The following is a 21,076-nucleotide window of genomic DNA, read 5'->3' on the forward strand; positions in this document are numbered from 1 at the left end:
AAATGTATCATCGACCCTCGGCAGCGGCACGCCCGGCCATACCCGTCCGTTCTTCCCTCGGTCATTTATTCCCCACAGGAATGAATGCTATTGCCCGGCCCTCTCTACTGCGTTAGCGCGCGGTCTCTTAATCTCGCTCGATCCTTTCGTCGCCAAGAGAACCCTGATGACTTCCATCTCCCAGGCGCTGCCGGCCGGCAGCCTGACAATGACCCGAGGCATGGTGGCGCTGTTCGCCTTCTGCTGCGGCGCCATCGTCGCCAACATCTACTACGCGCAACCGATCATCGAACTGATCGCCCCGGACCTGGGCCTGTCCAGTTCCCTGGCCAGCCTGATCGTCTCCCTGACCCAGATCGGCTATGCCCTGGGGCTGTTCTTCCTGGTGCCCCTGGGCGACCTGCTGGAAAACCGCCGGCTGATGATCATCACCACCCTGGTGGCCATCGCCAGCCTGCTGGGGGCGGCCTTTACCCAGCAACCCAATGCCTTTCTCCTGGTGTCGCTGCTGATCGGCTTCAGCTCGGTGTCGGTGCAGATCCTCATTCCCCTGGCGGCGCACCTGGCGCCCGAAGAATCCCGGGGCCGCGTGGTCGGGGGCATCATGGGCGGCCTGCTGCTGGGGATCCTCCTGGCTCGCCCGGTCTCGAGCCTGGTGGCCGACCACTTCGGCTGGCGGGCCATGTTCATCGCCGCCGCTGCACTGATGGCGGCCATCAGCCTGGTGCTGCTGCTCACCATCCCCAAGCGCCAGCCCAACCACAGCGCCACCTATGGCCAACTGCTGCGCTCCCTGGCAACCCTGCTGCGCCAGCAGCCGGTCTTGCGCCAGCGGGCCTTCTACCAGGGTTGCATGTTCGCCGCCTTCAGCCTGTTCTGGACCGCCGCGCCCCTGGAGTTGGCGCGCAACCATGGCCTGTCCCAGAGCGAGATCGCGCTCTTTGCCCTGGTCGGTGCCATCGGCGCCATTGCCGCCCCCATCAGCGGCCGCCTGGCCGATGCCGGGCATACCCGCATCGCCTCGCTGCTGGCCATGCTGTTCGCCGTGCTGAGCTTCCTGCCGGCCTTTGTCCACCCGGCCTACAGCGTCATTGGCCTGGCCGTGACCGGGGTGGTCCTGGATTTCTGCGTGCAGATGAACATGGTGCTGGGGCAACGTGCGGTGTACACCCTGGATGCCCATAGCCGCAGCCGTCTGAATGCGTTGTACATGACCAGCATCTTCATCGGCGGGGCCTTTGGCTCTTCGATCGCCAGTGCGGTGTACGAGCACGGCGGCTGGCTGTGGATCGTCATCGTCGGCAGTGCCTTCCCGCTGTTGGCCCTGGCACGTTTTCTCTGCGCACCGACCGAAGCCCGTCGGACCAGTGCCTGAACCAAGCAGGCGATGCGCTGAACAACCCAGCCGGGGATATGGTCAGGTTGACCTGCCCGGCATTGTCCGGCCAGGAGCACGAGCCCATTGCCGGCGAATCCGCCCCCAGTCTTCAAGGACACCCCGATGGACCGTCTGGCAGCAATGGAAACCTTTGTCCACGTGGTGGAAAGCGGCTCGTTCTCCGCTGCCGCCCGACGCTTGAACATCGGCCAGCCCGCCGTATCGAAAAGCGTCGCCCAATTGGAAGCACACCTGAAGGTGCGCTTATTGCTGCGCTCGACCCGCGGCCTGACCCCGACCGAGGCCGGACTGGCGTTCTTCCAGCGAGCCAAGCGCGCCATTGAAGAAGCCGACGAAGCAGAGCATGCCGCACGCGGCTCGGCGGCGGGATTGCGTGGCACGCTGCGCATCAGCGCCCCGGTAACCTTTGCCCGCATGCACATCATTGGCCATCTGGGGGCCTTCCTCGATCAGCACCCGCAATTACACATCGACGCGGTGCTCGACGATCGCAATATCGATCTGGTGGAAGCCGGGGTGGATGTGGCCCTGCGGATCGGCAATCTCACCGACTCCAGCCTCACGGCGCGCAAGATCGGCGAATGCCCGCGCCTGTTGATGGGCACGCCGCAGTACTTCGCCCGCCACGGCGAGCCGGCCCACCCCGCAGAACTGGACCAGCATCAGGCAGTGCTCTACAGCCTGGCCGGGGGGACCACCTGGGGCTTCACTCGGGGGGCGGAAGAACACTGGATAACCGCCAATGGCCGGATCCGGGTCAACGCCGCCGAAGGCCTGCGCGAGGCGGTACTGGCCCACCTCGGGCTGACCGTGACCTCCCAGTGGATGTTCGCCCCGGAGCTTGCCAGTGGCGCGATCAAGGCCGTGTTGCCTCAATGGCAACTGCCTCCCCAGCACTTATGGGCGGTGTTTCCCAGCGGGCGCATGACCAGCGCCAAGGCCCGGGCGTTTGTCGAGTATGTGCAACCCCTGCTGGCCGGCCCCTGAAGTCCCGGGCGCTGGCGTCGCCCGCCTCAGATCCGCTCGCGAATCAGCACTTCAATGCCTGCCGCCTCGCCCCAGCGACGCAGCCGCTCGATCAGTTCGAGGTCGGTTTCGCCTACCAGGTACAAGGTGTCGATGGTCTGGCTCGCGGCCCACTCGACGAACTCGCTGCTGTCGAAGTCAGTCAGGCTGGCCAACTGGAATTCATTTTCATAGAAGCCCGGAGTGACCGGGACCGGGGTGTCCTGAGGGCCGGGCGCGCCGATGAAGTCGCAGCCCAGGTGCACCACCCCCCAACGGGCTACCCGCCAGTTGCCCAGGGCTTCGTCCAGCCGGGCCCGGGCGCCACGGGCAAAGCCCAGGCCATCGATGACCACGCGGCGGTTGACGATCAGCCACAACTTGCGCCGCCGCGGTGCCTTGAGCAGCACTTCGCCGGTGACCTTGGAAGCACGCAATGCCAGGGCGATCACCAGCAGCAAGGGCACGAAGTAGCTGTAGAGCCTCTCGGTAGCGCTGACCGTTACCAGCCCGCTCAGACGCCGTACCTCGGCCCGCTGCTGCTCCAGTTCCTTGATGCTTGCGCTCAAGCCCAGCAGCCATTGGCTGATGGGGGCCGCCGTATATTCGCCGCGGATATCCCCCAGCGCCTGCTGCACCTTGACCACCGCCAAGGCCGAAAGGCGCCCGTCGGCGGTGCGCTCCAGTGCTGCAAAACGCTCGCACAGGCTGCTGACCTGGGCCGCATCCTGGGGCTCGTAGCGATCAACGGCGGCCTTGCAGTGCTCCACGCCCAGCATGTCATCGATCTCGGTGGCCACGCGCCGCTGCAGCCCGGCCTGGGCCTGCTGCGCCAACTGGTAGTCGGTCTGGAACCAGTCCACGCGCACCGCCTGGGTGGCGCTGATCAGGGCCAGGGACGCCAGCAGCAGCCAGCCGTAGTCCACGCGCTTCCAGCCGATCTCGCCCAGACGAAAGACCGATATGAAGCTCCAGCAGAAGAAGTAGTACATGAAGGCGAACGCCACCAGCAGGCACACCGGCTCCAGCGACAGGTAGATCAGCTCCGGCACCTCGGCCGGGCCAAGGCCATACGCCAGCAACAGCACACAGACCACGGCCAGCCAAGACACCATCGGCGCAAAATAGGGTTTGTTCAGGTCATTCTTCATCGGGCGCTCAACGGCTGATACTCGGGAACACCCCGCTGTATCGGCCAGAGGGCCCGAGGCTTAAATAATCTGCTCGGGGCGCAGGCTCTGGCCTGCAGCTTTCGGCGACTACTGGAACTGGCGTCCGAGCCCGGCAGGTACACCGTGGATGTCGGTGTCTTCCCAGGGGCCGTCGGGGCTGATGGAACGGCTCCAACCGTCGTTCCAACGGTAATAGGTACGCTGGCGGTAGAAGATGTTGCTCTGGTTGTCCAGCACATAGACCCCAAGCCGCGCATCCCAGTGGCTATGACCTCCCGGTGGCGGGGCAAAGCTGGCGGAGGTGCGGGGCAGCGGCTTGGCGGCAGGAATAGGCGCGCTGGGCGTGCCCGGAGCCGTAGACGGGACCGGGCGTGTGCTCGGCCCCGCAGGCGGGATGGGCTCGGAGGAAGTGGGCTGCGGCCGATGCACCGTACAAGCGCTCAACCCCAGGACCAGTGCTAACAGGGTGATACGAGCGATGACGGTCATGGCGGTTTCTCTGATTATTGATCCGGGCTGTCGATGGTCAGCTGCTGGGCGGCAGTCGTGCTGCTGGCCAAGGGCTGGCTGCGCCCGACCCACTCGCCGGCCGTTGGCTGGCCGGCGCGGGATACGCGCGCAACCAGTTGGACTTCAGGGAAGTTCGACAGTTTCAACTGCGGCATCATCGCGTCGGCATCGCCCAACTCGACGGTTACCGGCAGATCGGCCACGGTCACACGCTTGGCCGCCAGTGGCGCGGGTGGACCTTGGGTGGCGCGAGCGAAGATGAACACGCTGTCATCCGGCTGGACCTTGGCCTTGAGCTCGGCCGCCAGGTCAACCCGGACCTTGAGCAAAGCGCCCTTGGGCTTGGCCGCAGGCTCAGTCGCGACCTTGCCGCCGCTGGCCACCAGCTTCTCGCTGGCGCGATCGATACCGCCCTGCAGTGCTGCACGCGAGTTGTCGTCCGGCGGCAGTTGCGCCTGCAGGCGCTTCCAGTAATCGATGGCTTCCTGGAATCGCCCGCCTTCAAAGGCCGCAATCCCCAGTAGCCCGAGGCTGGTGACTTCGTTGGGATCGGCTTTCAGCGCTTCGTCGGTCAAGCCCCGGACCTTGTCCGACCATTGCTTGTTGTCTGCGAAGTACTGGGCCTGGGCCCACTGCCCGAGCAGCTCCGGCTGGCGCCCGGCCAGGGCCACGGTGCGCTCGAAGATCTTCGCCGCGTCCGCTGGACGGTCCTGGGCCATGTAGGTGCGTCCGAGGAAATACAGGCCCTCGGCGGAATCCGGCTGCGCTGCTACCGCACGTTCCAGGCGCCGAGTCATTTCGTCCATGGACTGTGGCGCTTGGGCGAACTCCCGGGTCAGTTCAACCTTGTCGCTGGCACCGAAGTGCAGGTACAGGCCCAGCCCCAGGATCGGCACCAGCAACGCCGCCAGCAACGGCAACGGCTTGCCCAGGCGCGAGGTGCGCACCGGGCCGTTGCCTTCGGTGTCCGCCAGCAGTTCGCGGGCAGCTTCGGCGCGACCGCTGTCCATCTGTTCGGCACTGAGCACGCCTTCCTGCTGCTGGCTGTGCAGCTCGGCCACGCGCTCTTCATAAAGCGCCACGTTCAGCGCGGTACGATCCTCTTCACGCTGAGCACGACGCTCACGCAACACCGGGATCAACAGGAAACTCAGGGCAATCAGGAGCAGCAGGCCTGCCGCAAGCCAGAAATCAATCATGGGTGGTTTTTATCCAGCAGTTGGTCGAGGCGCTGACGCTCTTCGACGGAAAGCGTGTTCGGGCTGTCGCTGCGCTCGGCACGACGACGCCGGACAATCACGGCAATGAGCACCAGGCCACCCAGCAACAGTGCGGCAGGGCCGAACCAGAGCAGCGCGGTCTTGCCGGTCAAAGCCGGCCGGTAGCGGACGAAGTCACCGTAGCGATCGACCATGAAGTCGATGATCTGCTGATTGTCCTTGCCCTCGCCGAGCATGCGGAAAATCTCTTTGCGCAGGTCCGCGGCGATGGGTGCGTTGGAGTCGGCGATGTCCTGGTTCTGGCACTTGGGGCAGCGCAGTTCCTTGGTCAGCTCGTGATAGCGTTCGCGCTCGGCGTCGTTGGCGAACTGATAGGTGTCGATGGCGGCGTGGGCCACGCCAGCGATGCTCAGGCCCAGGATGGCAGCGGCTAACCAGCGCTTCATGGCTTGGCCTCATCCACCAGCGCCTGGTACTTGGCAGCCAACTGTTCGCGCCATACCACTTCGTCGATCACCCCGACGAACTTGTCGCGGATGATGCCCTTGGCATCGATGAAGAAGGTTTCCGGCGCACCGTAGACGCCAAGGTTCAAGCCTAGGGAGCCGTCCTCGTCACGCACGTCCAGCTGATAGGGGTTGTGGAACTCCGCCAGCCACTTCATGGCGTCGGCATTGACGTCCTTGTAGTTGACGCCGTAGATCACCACGCCTTGCTGGGCCAGCTTGTTCAGCACCGGGTGCTCGACCCGGCAGGAGATACACCAAGTGGCCCAGACGTTGACCAGCGCCGGCTTGCCCAGCAGGTCGGCACGGGTCAGGGTCTTGTCGCCCTGCACCGCCGGCAGGGAAAACTCCGGGAACGGCTTGCCGATCATCGCCGACGGCAACTCGGCCGGGTCCAGGTACAACCCGCGGTACAGGAACACCGCGACCACCAGGAACAGGGCCAGGGGCAACATCATCATCCAGCGTCTCATGCGGTGGCTCCTGTCATGCCCAGTGCTTCGCGCACGCGGGTTTTAACCTTGACCCGATAACGTCGGTCCATCGCTGCCAGCAAGCCACCAAAACCGGTGAGCAGGCCGCCGAACCAGATCCAGCGCACGAATGGCTTGACGTGCACCCGCACGGCCCAGGCACCCTCTTCCAGGGGCTCGCCCAGGGCGACATACAGGTCACGGGTGAACCCGGCGTCGATCCCGGCCTCAGTCATCATTGAGCTCTGCACGGTGTACAGGCGTTTTTCCGGATGCAGTACCGCCACTTCCTTGCCGTTGCGCACGACCCGCACAGTGCCTTTGTCGGAGGTGAAGTTCGGCCCTTCGAAGTGCTTGGCCCCCTCGAAGATGAAGTGGTAACCGGCCAGCTCCATGGACTCGCCAGGCGCCAGGCGCAAATCGCGCTCGGCACTGTTCTGGCTCGACAGCACGACACCCAGGGCACAGACCGCGATCCCCAGGTGCGCCAGCTGCATGCCCCAGTAGCTTCGAGTCAGGCTGGACAAGCCCTTGATCAAGCCTTTGTGGCGGGTCTTGTCGAAAATGTCGCGTACACCCGCCAGCAGCACCCAGGCCGACAGCAGGAAAGTCGCCAGCACCGCCCAGTTGAAGTCGCCATAGGCAATGCCTGCAACCACGGCCAGGGCCACGCTGCCCAACAGTACCGGAGCGAGCATGCCCGCCAACCACTTCACCGGAGTGTCTTTCCAGCGCACCAGCACGCCCACCGCCATCACCACCATCAGCAGCGCCATCAGCGGTATGAACAGAGCGTTGAAGTACGGCGGGCCCACCGACATCTTGGCCCCGCTCAGGGCGTCGAGCACCAGTGGGTACAGGGTGCCCAGGAGAATCATCGAGGCCGCCACCACCAGCACCAGGTTGTTACCCAGCAGCAGGGTTTCCCGGGACCACAGGTTGAAGCCCACCTGGCTCTTGACCACCGGTGCGCGCAGGGCGAACAGGGTCAGGGAGCCACCCACCACGAACAGCAGGAAAATCAGGATGAACACGCCGCGCTCGGGGTCCGAGGCGAAGGCATGCACCGACGTCAGCACCCCGGAACGCACCAGGAAGGTTCCCAGCAGGCTCAGTGAGAAAGCGGCGATGGCCAGCAGCACGGTCCAGCTTTTGAACACACCGCGCTTTTCCGTGACCGCCAGGGAGTGGATCAGCGCCGTGCCGACCAGCCAAGGCATGAAGGAGGCGTTTTCCACCGGGTCCCAGAACCACCAGCCACCCCAGCCGAGTTCGTAGTAGGCCCACCAGGAGCCCAGGGTGATACCGATGCCGAGGAAAGCCCAGGCGACTATGGTCCAGGGTCGCGACCAGCGGGCCCAGGCAGCGTCCAAGCGACCGCCCAGCAGCGCGGCGATGGCGAAGGCGAAGGCCACCGAGAAACCGACATAACCCATGTAGAGCATTGGCGGGTGGACGATCAGGCCGATGTCCTGCAGCAGCGGGTTGAGGTCACGACCGTCCGCGGGTACCTGAGGCAGAATTCGCGAAAACGGGTTGGAGGTCATGATCAGGAACAGCAGGAAGCCAGTACTGATCATGCCCATCACTGCCAGCACCCGGGCCAGCATCACTTGCGGCAACTGGCGCGAGAACACCGACACGGCGAAGGTCCAGCCACCGAGGATCAGTGCCCACAACAGCAACGAGCCCTCGTGGGCGCCCCACACGGCGCTGAACTTGTAGTACCAGGGCAAGGCGCTGTTGGAGTTGCTGGCGACATAGGCCACCGAGAAGTCATCGCTCATGAAGGCGTAGGTCAGGCAACCGAAGGCGAACACCAGGAACGCGAACTGGCCCCAGGCCGCCGGCTGGGCCAGGCTCATCCACAGGCGATCGCCACGCCAGGCGCCCAGCAGCGGAACCACCGCCTGGACCAGGGCGAAGCACAAGGCGAGGATCATCGCCAAATGGCCGAGTTCGGGAACGAACAGTGCGGAGCTCATGGCTTAACCCTCTTTGGCTGGCGTCGGTGCCGACTGGCCGCTGTCTTTCAGCGCCTTGGTAACTTCCGGCGGCATGTATTTTTCGTCGTGCTTGGCCAGCACTTCATCGGCCACCACCACGCCATCGGCGTTGAGCTTGCCCAGGGCGACAATGCCCTGCCCCTCGCGGAACAGGTCCGGAAGGATGCCGCGATAGGTGATGGTCACCGACTTGTTGAAGTCGGTGACCACGAATTTCACGTCCAGAGAGTCACCGGAACGCTGCAGGGAGCCGGCCTCGACCATGCCGCCGGCACGAATGCGCGTGTCCAGGGGCGCTTCGCCATTGGCGATCTGGGTCGGGGTGTAGAACAGATTGATGTTTTCCTTCAGCGCACTGAGGGCCAGACCGACGGCAATGCCGACGCCGACGAGAATCGCCAGGATGATCAAAAGACGCTTTTTACGCAGCGGATTCACTTACCGTTCTCCCGGCGCAGACGACGCGCCTCTTGTTGCAGATAACGCTTGCGGGCCAGGATCGGCACCGCCACGTTGAGGGCCAGGACCGCCAGGCAGATGCCATAGGACGACCAGACATACAGGCCGTGATGGCCCATGGCGATAAAGTCGCTGAAGGATGCAAAACTCATCGAGTGGTCTCCAGGCAGCCCTGCACTTCGGCCTTGACCCAACTGGCCCGGGCTTCACGCTTGAGCACTTCCAGGCGCATGCGCAGCAGCAGCACGGCGCCAAAGAAACAGTAGAAGCCCAGCGCCGTGAGCAGCAGCGGCAGCCACATCTCCACCGGCATCGCCGGTTTTTCCGTGAGGGTGAAGGTCGCCCCCTGATGCAGGGTGTTCCACCACTCCACCGAGTACTTGATGATCGGGATATTCACCACGCCGACAATCGCCAGTACCGCGCAGGCCTTCGCGGCGCTGTCACGATTACTGATGGCGTTGCCCAAGGCAATCAGACCGAAGTACAGAAACAGCAGGATCAACATGGACGTCAGTCGCGCATCCCAGACCCACCACGAGCCCCAGGTCGGCTTGCCCCAGATAGCCCCGGTCACCAGCGCCACGGCCGTCATCCAGGCACCGATCGGCGCAGCGCATTGCAGTGCCACGTCCGCCAGCTTCATCTTCCACACCAGGCCGACCACGCCGCAGACCGCCAGCATCACGTAGCAGGACTGCGCCAGCATGGCCGCAGGCACGTGGATATAGATGATGCGAAAGCTGTTGCCCTGCTGGTAGTCCGGTGGCGCAAAGGCCAGGCCCCAGACCACGCCGACAGCGATCAGCAACACCGCGGCGATGCTGAGCCAGGGCAGCATCTTGCCGCTGATGCCATAGAACCATTTAGGCGAGCCGAGCTTATGAAACCAAGTCCAGTTCATTCACTGTTTCCATCACGGGTGCTTTTCGTGGTCGAAAAGCCAGGGTCTTTTCTTAAACAGAAATGATCAAAAAATGATCAGACCTCATTATTATTCGCCGACGCTGATCTTCAGGCCAGCCGCTATTGCAAAGGGTGTCAGGGTTACTGCCAGGGCGGTCAGGCTCCCAAGCCACAGCAGGTAACCGGTGGCCGGCATGCCCTGCAATGCCGCCTGCAAGGCGCCACTGCCGAGAATCAATACCGGGATGTACAACGGCAGGATCAACAGCGCCAGCAACAGGCCGCCGCGCTTGAGTCCCACCGTCAATGCCGCGCCCACCGCGCCCAGCAAGCTAAGCACCGGTGTACCCAGCAACAAGGACAGCAACAACACTGGCAGACAGGCGGCAGGCAGCCCCAGCATCAGCGCCAACAATGGCGCGAGCAAAACCAGTGCCAATCCGGAAAACACCCAGTGTGCCAGCACCTTGGCCAGAACCAGAAGAGCCAGGGGGTGCGACGAAAGGACCCACTGCTCCAGGGATCCGTCCTCAAAATCACTGCGAAAAAGCCCGTCCAGCGAGAGCAGGACGGACAATAAGGCCGCTACCCAGACCAGCCCCGGAGACAAGGTTTGCAACAATTGTGTCTCAGGTCCCACGGCCAACGGGAACAGTGCGACAACGATTGCGAAAAATACCAGGGGGTTGGCCAACTCCGCCGGACGACGACAAAGCAACCGCGCTTCGCGGGCTACCAACAGGGCAAAGACACTCATGCGGCCCACCGCCCCAAGTCCATGTCTCGGTAACCCGAGGGCATCCGGGTCAAGCTGTGGTGGGTCGTCAGGACCACCGCGCCACCGCGCTCGCAATGGGCGGCCAGGTGTTCTTCGAGCTGGGCCACGCCCTGTTTGTCGAGGGCGGTGAAAGGCTCATCGAGAATCCACAGCGGCGGGCTGTCCAGGTACAACCGGGCCAGAGCCACGCGGCGCTGCTGGCCGGCGGAGAGGGTATGACAGGGCACATCTTCGAAGCCCCGCAGGCCGACCGCGGCCAGGGCCTGCCAGATCGCCTCGCGCCGGGCGGGCTGGTGCAGGGCGCAAAGCCAGCTGAGGTTCTCTTCGGCGGTGAGTAAATCCTTGATGCCGGCGGCATGACCGATCCACAACAGGTTGTGTGCCAGCTCCGTGCGCTGAGCATGCAACGGCAAGCCATTGAGCAGCACCTCGCCGCTGGTGGGCTGCATCAGGCCGGCGAGCAAACGCAACAGGCTGGTCTTGCCGCTACCATTGGGGCCACTGATCTGCAGCATGTCTCCGCCAGTCAGGTGCAACTCGAGGTGTTCAAACAGCATCCGCCAATCACGCTCACAGGCGAGTGCTACGGCTTCGAGAAGAGGGCTGGTCAAGGGATAGAGGGCCTTTACGGGTTCAAGTCGGCAATGGAGCGGCCGTTAAAGGGATGCAGGATAAATGCATCGACGACCGGTTCTAGAGAGCTGCGTCAAACATTTGCAATGTTTTCACCACTCCCCCAAAGACGGGCGGCATTATACATGCGAAGCCCTACTCTCAAGAGGGCTAATTTCCACAGGTTGTGTCCGAATGACAGGCGAAATCAACATCCTCCCGCTGCCCCAGACAACTGCGCCCGGCGCCTCGCGCCCGCAAGCGATCAGCGGTGAACTGCTCAAGCTAGTGCAACCTCTGGAAGGCCTGATTGCCGCCGGCCAGAGCGCCAAGGCCGAAGTGCTGTCACTCAAGCAGACCGACCAGACCTTCCAGCTGCTGCTCAAGGTGACCCTGGACAACGGCCGGCAAACCACCCTGCAGGCCACCAGCAACCAGCCCCTGCCGCAAGGCACCAGCCTGACGATCACTCAGCCTTCGGCGAGCAACCTGGCGATCACCGTGCAACAGGCTATCGCCTCCAATGTCGCCGCGCTGACCCGACTGGACACCACACAACTGCCTCCCGGGACCCTGCTCCAAGGCAAGGTACTGACGACCCAGATGCTGCCCCAGGGCAGCAACCAGCCGGCGATCTACCGCTCGCTGGTGAGCCTGCTCAATACCGCCCAGAGCGGGACCACCCTGAGCATCGACAGCCCGCAGCCACTGCGCATCGGCAGCCTGCTCAGCGCCCTGGTCTCGGACTCGCAAACCCTGAACTTCGTGCCCCTGAGCAACCGCCAGGAACAATTGGCCATTGCCGCACAACTGGCCAGCCAGCAAAGCCGCCAGGGCTCCTTGAGCGGACTGATCAATGCCCTGCAGAACCTGCCCGCCGACAGCGACCCGACGACGACTTCCACCGACCTGCGGGCCGCCGTCGAGCGCCTGCTGGCTGGCCTGCCTGATCCACAACAGTTGAGCACTCCCCGTGGGCTGGCACAGGCCCTGCTGGGCAGCGGCCTGTTCCTGGAAGCCAAGCTGCTGGCCGGGGCCAACCCGGGGCAAGCCCCGGACATGAAGGCCGACCTGTTGCGGCTGATCGCCCAACTGACTCCCGGCCTGCCCTCCTCCAGCAGCTTCAATGCGATCATCGCCGCCAATACCTTGGCCCAATCGCTGCCGAGTTTCGTTCGCAGCGCCCTGGGCACCCTCGGCCAAGTCAGCGCCAAGAGCCCGCCCAGTGGCTTTCCACTGCCCGAGCGGCTGCTGCAGAGCCTGGAAGGTGAAGGTGATCTGCAACAGCTATTGCGCCTGGCGGCTGCCGCGGTATCACGCTTGCAGAGCCACCAGCTGGCAAGCCTGGAACAAAGCGGCCTGACCGACGATGGACGGCAACTGACCACCTGGCAGCTGGAAATCCCCATGCGCAACCTGCAGGACATCGTGCCCTTGCAGGTCAAGCTGCAACGCGAAGAGGCGCCAGAACCGGAGCCGCAACAGAAACGCGAAGAGCGCGAGCCCAAGCAGGCCCTGTGGCGGGTCGACCTGGCCTTCGATCTGGAGCCGCTGGGACCGCTGCAGGTCCAGGCGCAACTGATTCAAGGCCGGCTGTCCAGCCAGCTCTGGGCTGAACGCCCCTACACTGCGAGCCTGATCGAAAGCCATTTGGGCAACCTGCGTGAACGCCTGCTGGCTTCAGGACTGAATGTCGGCGACCTGGATTGCCACCTCGGCATCCCGCCCCAAGGCCCGCAAACTCGACTGGAACAACGCTGGGTGGACGAAACCGCATGAAGCACTCTGCCCCACCCCGCCAGGCCATTGCCCTCAAATACGATGGCCAGCAAGCCCCGACGCTCACCGCCAAGGGCGACGACGAACTGGCAGAAGCCATCCTCAAGATCGCCCGGGATTATGAGGTACCGATCTACGAGAACGCCGAGTTGGTGAAACTGTTGGCGCGACTGGAATTGGGCGAGAGCATTCCCCCGGAGCTGTACCGGACCATCGCCGAAATCATTGCCTTCGCCTGGAATCTCAAGGGCAAGTTTCCGGCTGGGCATGATCCGCAGCAGGGAGAATTAGAGAGGGACATCACCGAACGCGGCGACGATTACTGACGCTAGCCACCGCCGCACAAGGCCCGAAGATCCTTTCGAAACCCCAAGGGCGGCGCCTGCTTCGGCGCCGACCGCAGCCTGCGACAGCAGCTATATCAGTTTTTGTGCATCTTGCTGACCAGCTCCGCCTCGGCCTGGGTCAGGCCACAAGACTGGGTCAGCTCGTCAACACTGGCGCCCATGCCTACCAAGCGTGCCGCCTGGGCGAAGGACAAACTGGAGGGGTCACGCTGTTCCAGCTGGGCCAGCTTGTCCGGCAAAGGCGCCACCACCGCACGTAACTCGTGCAGATCCTCACCCATGCGCACCGTACCATTCTGATAATGGTCGACGCGCTTGGACAGTTCCTTGATCCGCTGGTCACGTACAGCATCGCCCTCGGCCTGCTGCGCAGCAATCTGCCGCTGGTTGCGGGTGTAAGACAGGAAAAACGCCACAGTGGCGACCCAGAGGATCGCCAGGACAATTACCGCTACCTCGAGGATCAATCAGATACTCTCCAGTTCCGACCATTCCTCTTCGCTCATCATCTTGTCCAGCTCAACCAGAATCAGCAGTTCGCCGTTCTTGTTGCAGACACCCTGGATGAACTTCGCCGACTCTTCGTTACCGACATTCGGCGCGGTCTCGACTTCCGACTGACGCAGGTAAACCACTTCCGCCACACTGTCGACCATGATCCCGACCACTTGCTTGTCGGCTTCGATGATGACGATCCGGGTGTTGTCGTTGACTTCGGTAGGCACCAGGCCAAAGCGCTGGCGGGTGTCGATCACAGTGACCACGTTGCCGCGCAGGTTGATGATCCCCAGCACGTAGCTCGGAGCACCCGGCACCGGGGCAATCTCGGTGTAGCGCAGGACTTCCTGGACGCGCATCACGTTGATGCCGTAGGACTCGTTATCCAGCTTGAAGGTGACCCATTGCAGGATCGGATCTTCGGAACCCTGTGCAGACGACGACTTATTCATACCCTGACCCCTCAAAAAACCGTTGAAAACGGCGTGTGTTCTGTGTGGCCACGCCCGACGGACATGGCCTGTTGTTGGTTTACTTCGGCTTGTGGGCCGCTTGACTGATAGCCATCTGCTTGGCGCCACCGGTGGCGATCAACTCGGCCAGTTCGGCAACGTCGAGCAAAGCACACATGTGTTCAATCACTGTGCCGGCCAGCCACGGGCGCTGGCCACGATGACTGCGCCATTTGATTTCATTGGGGTCCAGACGCAGCGAGCGGCTGACTTGATGCACCGCCAGCCCCCACTCATACCCCTGGACCGAGATCACGTACTGCAGGCCCTGGCGGAAATCGTCGCGGTAGCGGTCCGGCATGACCCAACGCGCGGTATCCAGGACTTTCAGGTTACCCGCCTGGCTCGGCAAGATGCCGAGGAACCACTCCGGCTGACCGAACAGTGGCGTCAGCTCCAGCCCCGCCAGGGAATAGATCGAACCCAGGCATACTAGCGGCACCGCCAGGGTCAACCCGGCGACATCGAACAACAGGCATTCGAAAGGCTCGGCCGCCCACTCGGGACGGTCATTACCCGTCACCGGAGGCGGTGTATTGCTCGGAGGCAAGTGCACGTCGACAACCGGCGGCACCAGAGCCTGGAGCATCGGCACCACCGGCGAGATCGAAGCTGGCAAGGACACCGGCGCTTCCAGCACCGGAGCCACTACTGCGGCAGGCGCTTCGACTCGGACAGCAGGCAGCACCTGATGCTGAACCCTGGCGTCTCGTGCCTGCTCTTCCAGCACCGCGGCCTGGAAGTCGTCCAGCGCTTCGCTGGCGGCCTCCAGGATTACTGGCGGGGCAATCGGGGCCGGTGGTTCTGGCGGCAACAGTTCTTCAGTGGCGTCCTGCAACAACGCATCCAGGTAGGACTGCAGCGCCAACTGCGGCCGGCTCTTTATATCCAGGGGACGGCTCATGAGGATGCCCACGCAAAAACCCCGACACAGTGATGTGTAGGGGTTATCGGCCGGGCTGCCGAGTGACTTGAATAACGCTTCACGTCAAGCCACCTGCGCCACAAGTTGCTGGGTCAGCAGGTGCTTGAGCAAGGCTTTATAGGCCAGTACGCCGCGGCTCTTGCCGTCAAACTGCGAGGGCGTGACTCCGGCCCGGCTGGCATCCCGCAGGCGGGTATCCACCGGAATGTAGCCTTGCCAGATGTCCTCGGGAAACTTGTCGCGCAAAATACGCAAGGTGCCCAGGGAAGCCTGGGTCCGACGGTCGAACAGGGTCGGCACGATGGTGAACGGTAGCGGCTGCTTGCGCGAGCGGTTGACCATCGCCAGGGTATTGACCATGCGTTCCAGCCCCTTGACCGCCAGATGCTCGGTCTGCACCGGGATCACCAACTGCTGGCTGGCCGCCAGGGCATTGACCATCAGCACCCCGAGCAACGGCGGGCTATCGATCACCGCATAGTCGAAATCCTGCCAGAGTTGCGCCAGGCTCTTGGCAATCACCAGGCCCAGGCCACTCTGCCCCGGAGACTGGCGCTCGAGGGTAGCCAGGGCGGTGCTCGAGGGTAACAGCGAAATACGCTCATGACTGGTGCCCAGCAACAGCTGGCCCGGCAAGTCCTCGGGCACGCTGCCCTTATGCAGGAACAGGTCGTAGCTGCTGTGTTCCAGGGTATCCGGGTCATAGCCGAAGTAACTGGTCATGGAACCGTGGGGGTCGAGATCGACCACGACCACGCGCTTGCCCGCCTCGGCCAGCAAGCCGGCTAAAGCGATGGAACTGGTGGTTTTACCGACACCACCCTTTTGATTGGCAACTGCCCAGACTCTCATTCGGTTTGTTCCTCCCGCCCGGCCACAGCGGGGCGAGACATAGCGCTAAGTTATAAAGCGGGTGACGGAGAATTGACGGCGCTTCCCTGTACCGGCGTTTTCACCGGGGTCGGTGCAGTTTGTGTGCCAGCACGCTTGAGTGCCGCATCCGGTGTCGCATTGGCGGTTCCGGTGCCGGTCAGGCTGCGACGCACATCCAGGTTGCGCGACACCACCAGCACCACCCGGCGGTTGCGCGCCCGGCCATCGGCAGTGGCGTTGTTGGCCACCGGCTGGAACTCGCCATAACCCACCGAAGCCATGCGCGCCGGGTTCACCCCCTGCATCGCCAGCATCCGCACGATGCTCGCCGAACGCGCCGAGGACAGCTCCCAGTTGGTCGGGTATTGCGCGGTCTGGATCGGCAGGTTGTCGGTGAAACCTTCGACATGGATCGGGTTGTCGAAAGGTTTGAGGATCTTCGCCACCTTGTCGATGATGGTGAACGCCTGGTCGCTGGGCATGGCATCACCACTGCCGAACAACAGGCTGGAGTTGAGCTCGATCTCTACCCACAGTTCGTTGCCACGCACGGTCATCTGATTGGAGCTGATCAGGTCACCAAAGGCTGCGCTGATGTCATCGGCGATGCTTTTCAGCGGATCACTGGCACCGGAGATGCCCGCGTCGACCTGGTCGCTGTCCTTGACCAGCGGCTTGGCTGGGGTCACCGTCTTCGGCCGCTCATCGCCGATGGGAATCGGCTTGAGGCTGCGATCGGAGTCACTGAAGACCCCGATCAAGGCTTCGGAAATCACCTTGTACTTGCCCTCGTTGATCGAGGAAATCGAGTACATGACCACGAAAAAGGCGAACAAAAGGGTGATGAAGTCGGCATAGGAAACCAACCAGCGTTCGTGGTTTACATGTTCTTCTTGCTGGCGACGACGAGCCATAATCAGTCCATGAAGCCTTGCAGCTTCAACTCGATGGAACGGGGGTTCTCGCCTTCGGCAATCGACAGGATGCCTTCCAGCAACATTTCCCGGTAACGCGACTGGCGCAGGGCGATGGCTTTCAGCTTGGCGGCAACCGGCAGCAGCACCAGGTTGGCACTCGCCACCCCGTAGATGGTCGCAACGAAGGCCACGGCGATGCCGCTGCCCAGTTGCGACGGATCGGCCAGGTTGCCCATCACATGAATCAAGCCCATTACCGCGCCGATGATGCCAATGGTCGGCGCATAGCCGCCCATGCTCTCGAAGACCTTGGCGGCTTCGATATCCCGGCTTTCCTGAGTGTAGAAGTCCACCTCAAGAATGCTCCGGATAGCTTCCGGCTCGGCGCCGTCCACCAGCAATTGCAGGCCTTTGCGCGAATAGGTATCCGGCTCGGCATCCGCCACGCCTTCCAGGCCCAGCAGGCCTTCCTTGCGTGCGGTCAGGCTCCAGTTGACCACCCGGTCGATGCCACCCGGCAGATCGACCCGCGGTGGAAACAGGATCCACACCAGGATCTGCATGGCCCGCTTGAAGGCACTCAACGGCGACTGCAGCAAGGCTGCCCCGATGGTGCCGCCAAGCACAATCAGTGCCGCCGGGCCGTTGGCCAGCGCCGACAGGTGACCGCCTTCCAGGTAGTTGCCGCCGATGATGGCGACAAACGCCATGATGATCCCGATAAGGCTGAGCACATCCATCAGAGACAGGCCTCGACCAGGTGTCGGCCGATGTCGTCCAGGCTGTACACCGCATCCGCCAGGTTGGCTTTGACGATGGCCATGGGCATGCCGTAGATCACGCAACTGGCCTCATCCTGGGCCCACACCGCACTACCACCTTGCTTGAGCAGGCGTGCGCCCTCACGACCGTCAGCGCCCATGCCGGTAAGCACCACCGCCAGAACTTTGTCGTTATAGGACTTGGCCGCAGAACCGAAGGTGATATCCACACACGGCTTGTAGTTCAGGCGCTCATCACCAGGAAGAATCTTCACCGCACCGCGCCCGTCGATCATCATCTGCTTGCCACCGGGAGCCAGCAGCGCCAGGCCCGGACGCAGGATGTCACCATCCTCGGCTTCCTTGACGCTGATGCGGCAGAGCTTGTCCAGTCGCTCGGCAAAGGCCTTGGTGAAGGCCGCCGGCATGTGCTGGATCAGGACGATGGGGGCCGGGAAGTTGGCCGGCAACTGGGTCAGGACCCGCTGCAGCGCCACTGGGCCACCGGTGGAAGTACCGATCGCCACCAGCTTGTAGGCCTTGCGCTTGGGCGCGGGCGATGCCGGACCAGCCGCTGGAGCACGGGCAGGTGCCGGTGCTGGCGCCGGGCGCGCAGTGCTGCTGAAGCTGGAAGCACTCGGTGCAGGGGCGGCCGCCGGCTGCGGCGCCGGAGCGCTGTAGCTGCTGAAACGCCGATTGCTGCGCGAGATGCTGTGAACCTTCTCGCACAGCATCTGCTTGACCTTCTCGGGATTGCGCGAGATGTCTTCGAAATTCTTCGGCAGGAAATCCACAGCCCCGGCATCCAGCGCATCGAGGGTCACTCGGGCGCCTTCATGGGTCAGGGACGAGAACATCAGGACCGGCGTCGGGCAGCGCTGCATGATATGCCGCACTGCAGTGATGCCATCCATCATCGGCATCTCGTAGTCCATGGTGATCACGTCCGGCTTGAGCGCCAGGGCCTGATCGATCGCCTCTTTACCGTTGGTCGCCGTACCGACGACCTGGATATTCGAATCTGCTGAAAGAATTTCCGAGACGCGGCGGCGGAAAAAACCCGAATCGTCCACCACCAGGACTTTGACTGCCATAAACACTCCGTTAGGTGGGGCGAGGCCAACCGCCCCTCCCCGCCGAATCAAATACGCCGTGCGGCGTAACGCTTGAGCATGCTAGGAACATCGAGAATCAGAGCGATGCGGCCGTCACCGGTAATGGTGGCGCCGGACATGCCCGGGGTTCCCTGAAGCATTTTGCCCAAGGGCTTGATGACCACTTCTTCCTGGCCCACAAGCTGATCGACGACAAAGCCGATCCGCTGAGTGCCCACCGAAAGGATCACTACATGGCCTTCACGCTGCTCTTCATGAGCGGCGGAACTGACCAGCCAGCGCTTGAGGTAGAACAGGGGTAATGCCTTGTCGCGCACGATCACCACTTCCTGACCGTCCACTACGTTGGTGCGCGACAGGTCGAGATGGAAGATCTCGTTGACGTTGACCAACGGGAAAGCAAACGCCTGGTTGCCGAGCATCACCATCAACGTCGGCATGATCGCCAGGGTCAACGGCACCTTGATGACGATCTTCGAACCCTGGCCCTTGGTCGAGTAGATGTTGATCGAACCGTTGAGCTGGGAAATCTTGGTTTTCACCACGTCCATGCCCACGCCACGACCGGAGACATCGGAGATCTCGGTCTTGGTAGAGAAACCCGGGGCAAAGATCAGGTTGTAGCACTCGCTGTCGCTCAGGCGGTCGGCGGCGTCCTTGTCCATCACGCCACGCTTGACGGCAATCGCCCGCAGGACGTTCGGGTCCATGCCCTTGCCGTCGTCGGAGATCGACAGGAGGATGTGGTCACCCTCCTGTTCCGCCGCCAGCACCACCTTGCCGCCACGGGACTTGCCCGAGGCTTCGCGCTCTTCCGGCGATTCGATACCGTGGTCCACCGCGTTGCGCACCAAGTGCACCAGCGGGTCGGCCAGGGCCTCCACCAGGTTCTTGTCGAGGTCGGTTTCTTCCCCTACCAGTTCCAGGTTGATCTCTTTCTTCAGCTGCCGTGCCAGGTCGCGAACCAGGCGCGGGAAGCGCCCGAAGACCTTCTTGATCGGCTGCATGCGGGTCTTCATGACCGCGGTTTGCAAGTCGGCGGTGACCACGTCGAGGTTCGACACCGCCTTGGACATGGCTTCGTCGCCGCTGTTGAGGCCCAGGCGCACCAGACGGTTACGCACCAGCACCAACTCGCCGACCATGTTCATGATTTCGTCCAGGCGCGCGGTATCTACCCGCACCGTGGTTTCCGCTTCGCTGGTGGGTTTTTCCGCCGGCGGGGCAGCAGCAGCGCGAGCCGGGGCAGCAGCAGGAGCAGGAGCAGGAGCAGCGGCAGGCTTCGGCGCTTCGGCCTTGACCTCAGGCTTCTTCGCCACTGGCTTGGCGACTGCCGCGGTAGCCGCAGCAACCGGCGCAGCCGTTGTCGCAGCTGCAGGTTTCGCCGCACCCGGAGTTTCAGAGAACTTGCCCTTGCCGTGTAACTCATCCAGCAGGGATTCGAATTCGTGATCGCTGATCAGGTCGCCACCCGCTGCGGCGGCGCTAGGCACCACTGCTGCAGGTACCGCGGCCACTGCCGACTCCAGAGCATCGACAGCAAAGCTGCCCTTGCCATGCAGTTGGTCCAGCAAGGCTTCGAATTCGTCATCGGTGATTTCATCACCACCGGCGGCCGCACCACTGGCGGCCTGGGCCGCTGCAGGTACTACCGCATCAGGTGCGAACTGACCCTTGCCGTGCAACTGGTCCAGCAGCGACTCGAACTCGGCATCGGTGATTTCATCGCCGGCCGGCTCACCTTGCGCCACTGCTGCGGCGGGCACTGACTCGGCGTCGGCCTTGGCGGCATTCAGCGAATCGAGCAGGAGTTCGAATTCGTTGTCGGTGATATCACCCTCTGAGCTTTGGGCCTCAGGCTCGACAACGGCTGGAGCCACCTCCTCCACAGCTGGCGCTGCAGGTTCGGCGCCGGCGGGCTCTGCCAGGCGCGCCAAGGCGGCCAGCAGTTCCGGGGTCGCAGCGGTAATTGCGGTGCGCTCACGGACCTGGCTGAACATACCGTTCACCGCATCCAGAGCCTCAAGCACCACGTCCATCAATTCCGAATCGACACGCCTCTCACCCTTGCGCAGGATGTCGAAGACGTTCTCGGCGATGTGGCAGCACTCCACCAGCTCATTGAGCTGGAGGAAGCCGGCGCCCCCTTTAACAGTGTGAAAACCGCGAAAAATTGCATTGAGCAAGTCCGCATCATCTGGCCGGCTTTCCAGCTCGACCAGTTGTTCGGACAATAGCTCTAGAATCTCGCCGGCCTCAACCAGGAAATCCTGAAGGATCTCTTCATCGGCGCCGAAGCTCAT

At 63.1% G+C, this 21,076-nt stretch carries 23 protein-coding genes; 4 read left to right on the top strand and 19 right to left on the bottom strand.

Going from position 1 to position 21,076, the window contains the following annotated elements; all coding sequences use genetic code 11:
• The first annotated feature begins 166 nt into the window (after nucleotides 1-166).
• Together GV819_RS03765 and GV819_RS03770 are read left to right on the top strand one after the other, a co-directional pair.
• On the top strand, nucleotides 167-1,375 hold the full coding sequence (locus GV819_RS03765) for an MFS transporter (RefSeq protein ID WP_161753626.1): 1,209 nt from the start codon (nucleotides 167-169) through the stop codon (nucleotides 1,373-1,375).
• A 126-nt stretch (nucleotides 1,376-1,501) separates the two neighbouring features.
• Complete coding sequence (locus GV819_RS03770) at nucleotides 1,502-2,386, top strand: LysR family transcriptional regulator (RefSeq protein ID WP_161753628.1); 885 nt, start codon at nucleotides 1,502-1,504, stop codon at nucleotides 2,384-2,386.
• A gap of 26 nt (nucleotides 2,387-2,412) precedes the next feature.
• On the opposite strand, the gene GV819_RS03775 is transcribed toward GV819_RS03770, so the two are convergent.
• From GV819_RS03775 to ccmA, 11 genes are all read right to left on the bottom strand, one after another.
• A complete protein-coding gene (locus GV819_RS03775; RefSeq protein WP_161753630.1) occupies nucleotides 2,413-3,555 on the bottom strand; it encodes a hypothetical protein in 1,143 nt (380 codons plus the stop codon).
• Between the two features lie 108 nt (nucleotides 3,556-3,663).
• Entirely contained in the window at nucleotides 3,664-4,065 is a 402-nt protein-coding gene (locus GV819_RS03780) for a hypothetical protein (RefSeq protein WP_161753632.1), read from the bottom strand.
• 14 nt (nucleotides 4,066-4,079) lie between these two features.
• On the bottom strand, nucleotides 4,080-5,285 hold the full coding sequence (ccmI, locus tag GV819_RS03785) for a c-type cytochrome biogenesis protein CcmI (RefSeq protein ID WP_161753634.1): 1,206 nt from the start codon (nucleotides 5,283-5,285) through the stop codon (nucleotides 4,080-4,082).
• Complete coding sequence (locus tag GV819_RS03790) at nucleotides 5,282-5,752, bottom strand: cytochrome c-type biogenesis protein (protein ID WP_161753636.1); 471 nt, start codon at nucleotides 5,750-5,752, stop codon at nucleotides 5,282-5,284. Before GV819_RS03790 ends, ccmI begins: the two co-directional genes overlap by 4 nt.
• Nucleotides 5,749-6,285: a DsbE family thiol:disulfide interchange protein gene (locus tag GV819_RS03795; RefSeq protein WP_161753638.1), complete on the bottom strand. Its 537-nt coding sequence runs from the start codon at nucleotides 6,283-6,285 to the stop codon at nucleotides 5,749-5,751. Before GV819_RS03795 ends, GV819_RS03790 begins: the two co-directional genes overlap by 4 nt.
• Nucleotides 6,282-8,270 (bottom strand): heme lyase CcmF/NrfE family subunit, encoded by a 1,989-nt coding sequence (locus GV819_RS03800; RefSeq protein ID WP_161753640.1) that lies wholly within the window; start codon nucleotides 8,268-8,270, stop codon nucleotides 6,282-6,284. Before GV819_RS03800 ends, GV819_RS03795 begins: the two co-directional genes overlap by 4 nt.
• 3 nt (nucleotides 8,271-8,273) lie before the next feature.
• Nucleotides 8,274-8,729, bottom strand: coding sequence for a cytochrome c maturation protein CcmE (gene ccmE, locus GV819_RS03805; RefSeq protein ID WP_161753642.1), 456 nt, complete (start codon nucleotides 8,727-8,729; stop codon nucleotides 8,274-8,276).
• Nucleotides 8,726-8,902 carry a heme exporter protein CcmD gene (gene ccmD, locus GV819_RS03810; protein ID WP_161753645.1) on the bottom strand — a complete coding sequence of 59 codons (177 nt, stop codon included), beginning with the start codon at nucleotides 8,900-8,902 and terminating at the stop codon, nucleotides 8,726-8,728. The genes ccmE and ccmD overlap by 4 nt, the downstream gene beginning before the upstream one ends.
• The gene (locus tag GV819_RS03815; protein ID WP_161753647.1) at nucleotides 8,899-9,654 is read right to left on the bottom strand and encodes a heme ABC transporter permease; all 756 of its coding nucleotides are present in this window, start codon (nucleotides 9,652-9,654) and stop codon (nucleotides 8,899-8,901) included. Before GV819_RS03815 ends, ccmD begins: the two co-directional genes overlap by 4 nt.
• A 90-nt stretch (nucleotides 9,655-9,744) precedes the next feature.
• Nucleotides 9,745-10,413, bottom strand: a complete 669-nt coding sequence (gene ccmB / locus GV819_RS03820; protein WP_161753649.1) for a heme exporter protein CcmB — start codon at nucleotides 10,411-10,413, stop codon at nucleotides 9,745-9,747.
• Nucleotides 10,410-10,991 (bottom strand): cytochrome c biogenesis heme-transporting ATPase CcmA, encoded by a 582-nt coding sequence (ccmA, locus tag GV819_RS03825; RefSeq protein ID WP_256667346.1) that lies wholly within the window; start codon nucleotides 10,989-10,991, stop codon nucleotides 10,410-10,412. Before ccmA ends, ccmB begins: the two co-directional genes overlap by 4 nt.
• A 250-nt stretch (nucleotides 10,992-11,241) precedes the next feature.
• Between ccmA and GV819_RS03830 the strand changes: the two genes are divergently transcribed.
• Together GV819_RS03830 and GV819_RS03835 are read left to right on the top strand one after the other, a co-directional pair.
• On the top strand, nucleotides 11,242-12,825 hold the full coding sequence (locus GV819_RS03830) for a flagellar hook-length control protein FliK (RefSeq protein WP_161753653.1): 1,584 nt from the start codon (nucleotides 11,242-11,244) through the stop codon (nucleotides 12,823-12,825).
• The gene (locus tag GV819_RS03835; protein ID WP_161753655.1) at nucleotides 12,822-13,151 is read left to right on the top strand and encodes an EscU/YscU/HrcU family type III secretion system export apparatus switch protein; all 330 of its coding nucleotides are present in this window, start codon (nucleotides 12,822-12,824) and stop codon (nucleotides 13,149-13,151) included. Before GV819_RS03830 ends, GV819_RS03835 begins: the two co-directional genes overlap by 4 nt.
• Before the next feature lie 95 nt (nucleotides 13,152-13,246).
• Here GV819_RS03835 and GV819_RS03840 read toward each other — a convergent pair whose 3' ends face one another.
• The 8 genes from GV819_RS03840 to GV819_RS03875 all read right to left on the bottom strand — a co-directional run bounded on the left by GV819_RS03840 (nucleotide 13,247) and on the right by GV819_RS03875 (nucleotide 21,076).
• Entirely contained in the window at nucleotides 13,247-13,639 is a 393-nt protein-coding gene (locus tag GV819_RS03840) for a DUF2802 domain-containing protein (protein WP_161753657.1), read from the bottom strand.
• Nucleotides 13,640-14,122 carry a chemotaxis protein CheW gene (locus tag GV819_RS03845; RefSeq protein ID WP_011060011.1) on the bottom strand — a complete coding sequence of 161 codons (483 nt, stop codon included), beginning with the start codon at nucleotides 14,120-14,122 and terminating at the stop codon, nucleotides 13,640-13,642.
• A gap of 79 nt (nucleotides 14,123-14,201) precedes the next feature.
• Nucleotides 14,202-15,086 (bottom strand): CheW domain-containing protein, encoded by an 885-nt coding sequence (locus GV819_RS03850; RefSeq protein WP_161753659.1) that lies wholly within the window; start codon nucleotides 15,084-15,086, stop codon nucleotides 14,202-14,204.
• An 84-nt stretch (nucleotides 15,087-15,170) separates the two neighbouring features.
• A complete protein-coding gene (locus GV819_RS03855; RefSeq protein WP_161753661.1) occupies nucleotides 15,171-15,959 on the bottom strand; it encodes a ParA family protein in 789 nt (262 codons plus the stop codon).
• A gap of 50 nt (nucleotides 15,960-16,009) precedes the next feature.
• Nucleotides 16,010-16,897 (bottom strand): flagellar motor protein MotD, encoded by an 888-nt coding sequence (motD, locus tag GV819_RS03860; RefSeq protein WP_372242067.1) that lies wholly within the window; start codon nucleotides 16,895-16,897, stop codon nucleotides 16,010-16,012.
• Nucleotides 16,897-17,637 carry a flagellar motor protein gene (locus GV819_RS03865; protein ID WP_161753665.1) on the bottom strand — a complete coding sequence of 247 codons (741 nt, stop codon included), beginning with the start codon at nucleotides 17,635-17,637 and terminating at the stop codon, nucleotides 16,897-16,899. The genes motD and GV819_RS03865 overlap by 1 nt, the downstream gene beginning before the upstream one ends.
• Nucleotides 17,637-18,752 (bottom strand): protein-glutamate methylesterase/protein-glutamine glutaminase, encoded by a 1,116-nt coding sequence (locus GV819_RS03870; protein ID WP_161753667.1) that lies wholly within the window; start codon nucleotides 18,750-18,752, stop codon nucleotides 17,637-17,639. Before GV819_RS03870 ends, GV819_RS03865 begins: the two co-directional genes overlap by 1 nt.
• Before the next feature lie 47 nt (nucleotides 18,753-18,799).
• Nucleotides 18,800-21,076: a chemotaxis protein CheA gene (locus tag GV819_RS03875; protein WP_161753669.1), complete on the bottom strand. Its 2,277-nt coding sequence runs from the start codon at nucleotides 21,074-21,076 to the stop codon at nucleotides 18,800-18,802.

It is taken from the genome of Pseudomonas sp. Fl5BN2, from assembly GCF_009908205.1.
GTDB lineage: Bacteria > Pseudomonadota > Gammaproteobacteria > Pseudomonadales > Pseudomonadaceae > Aquipseudomonas.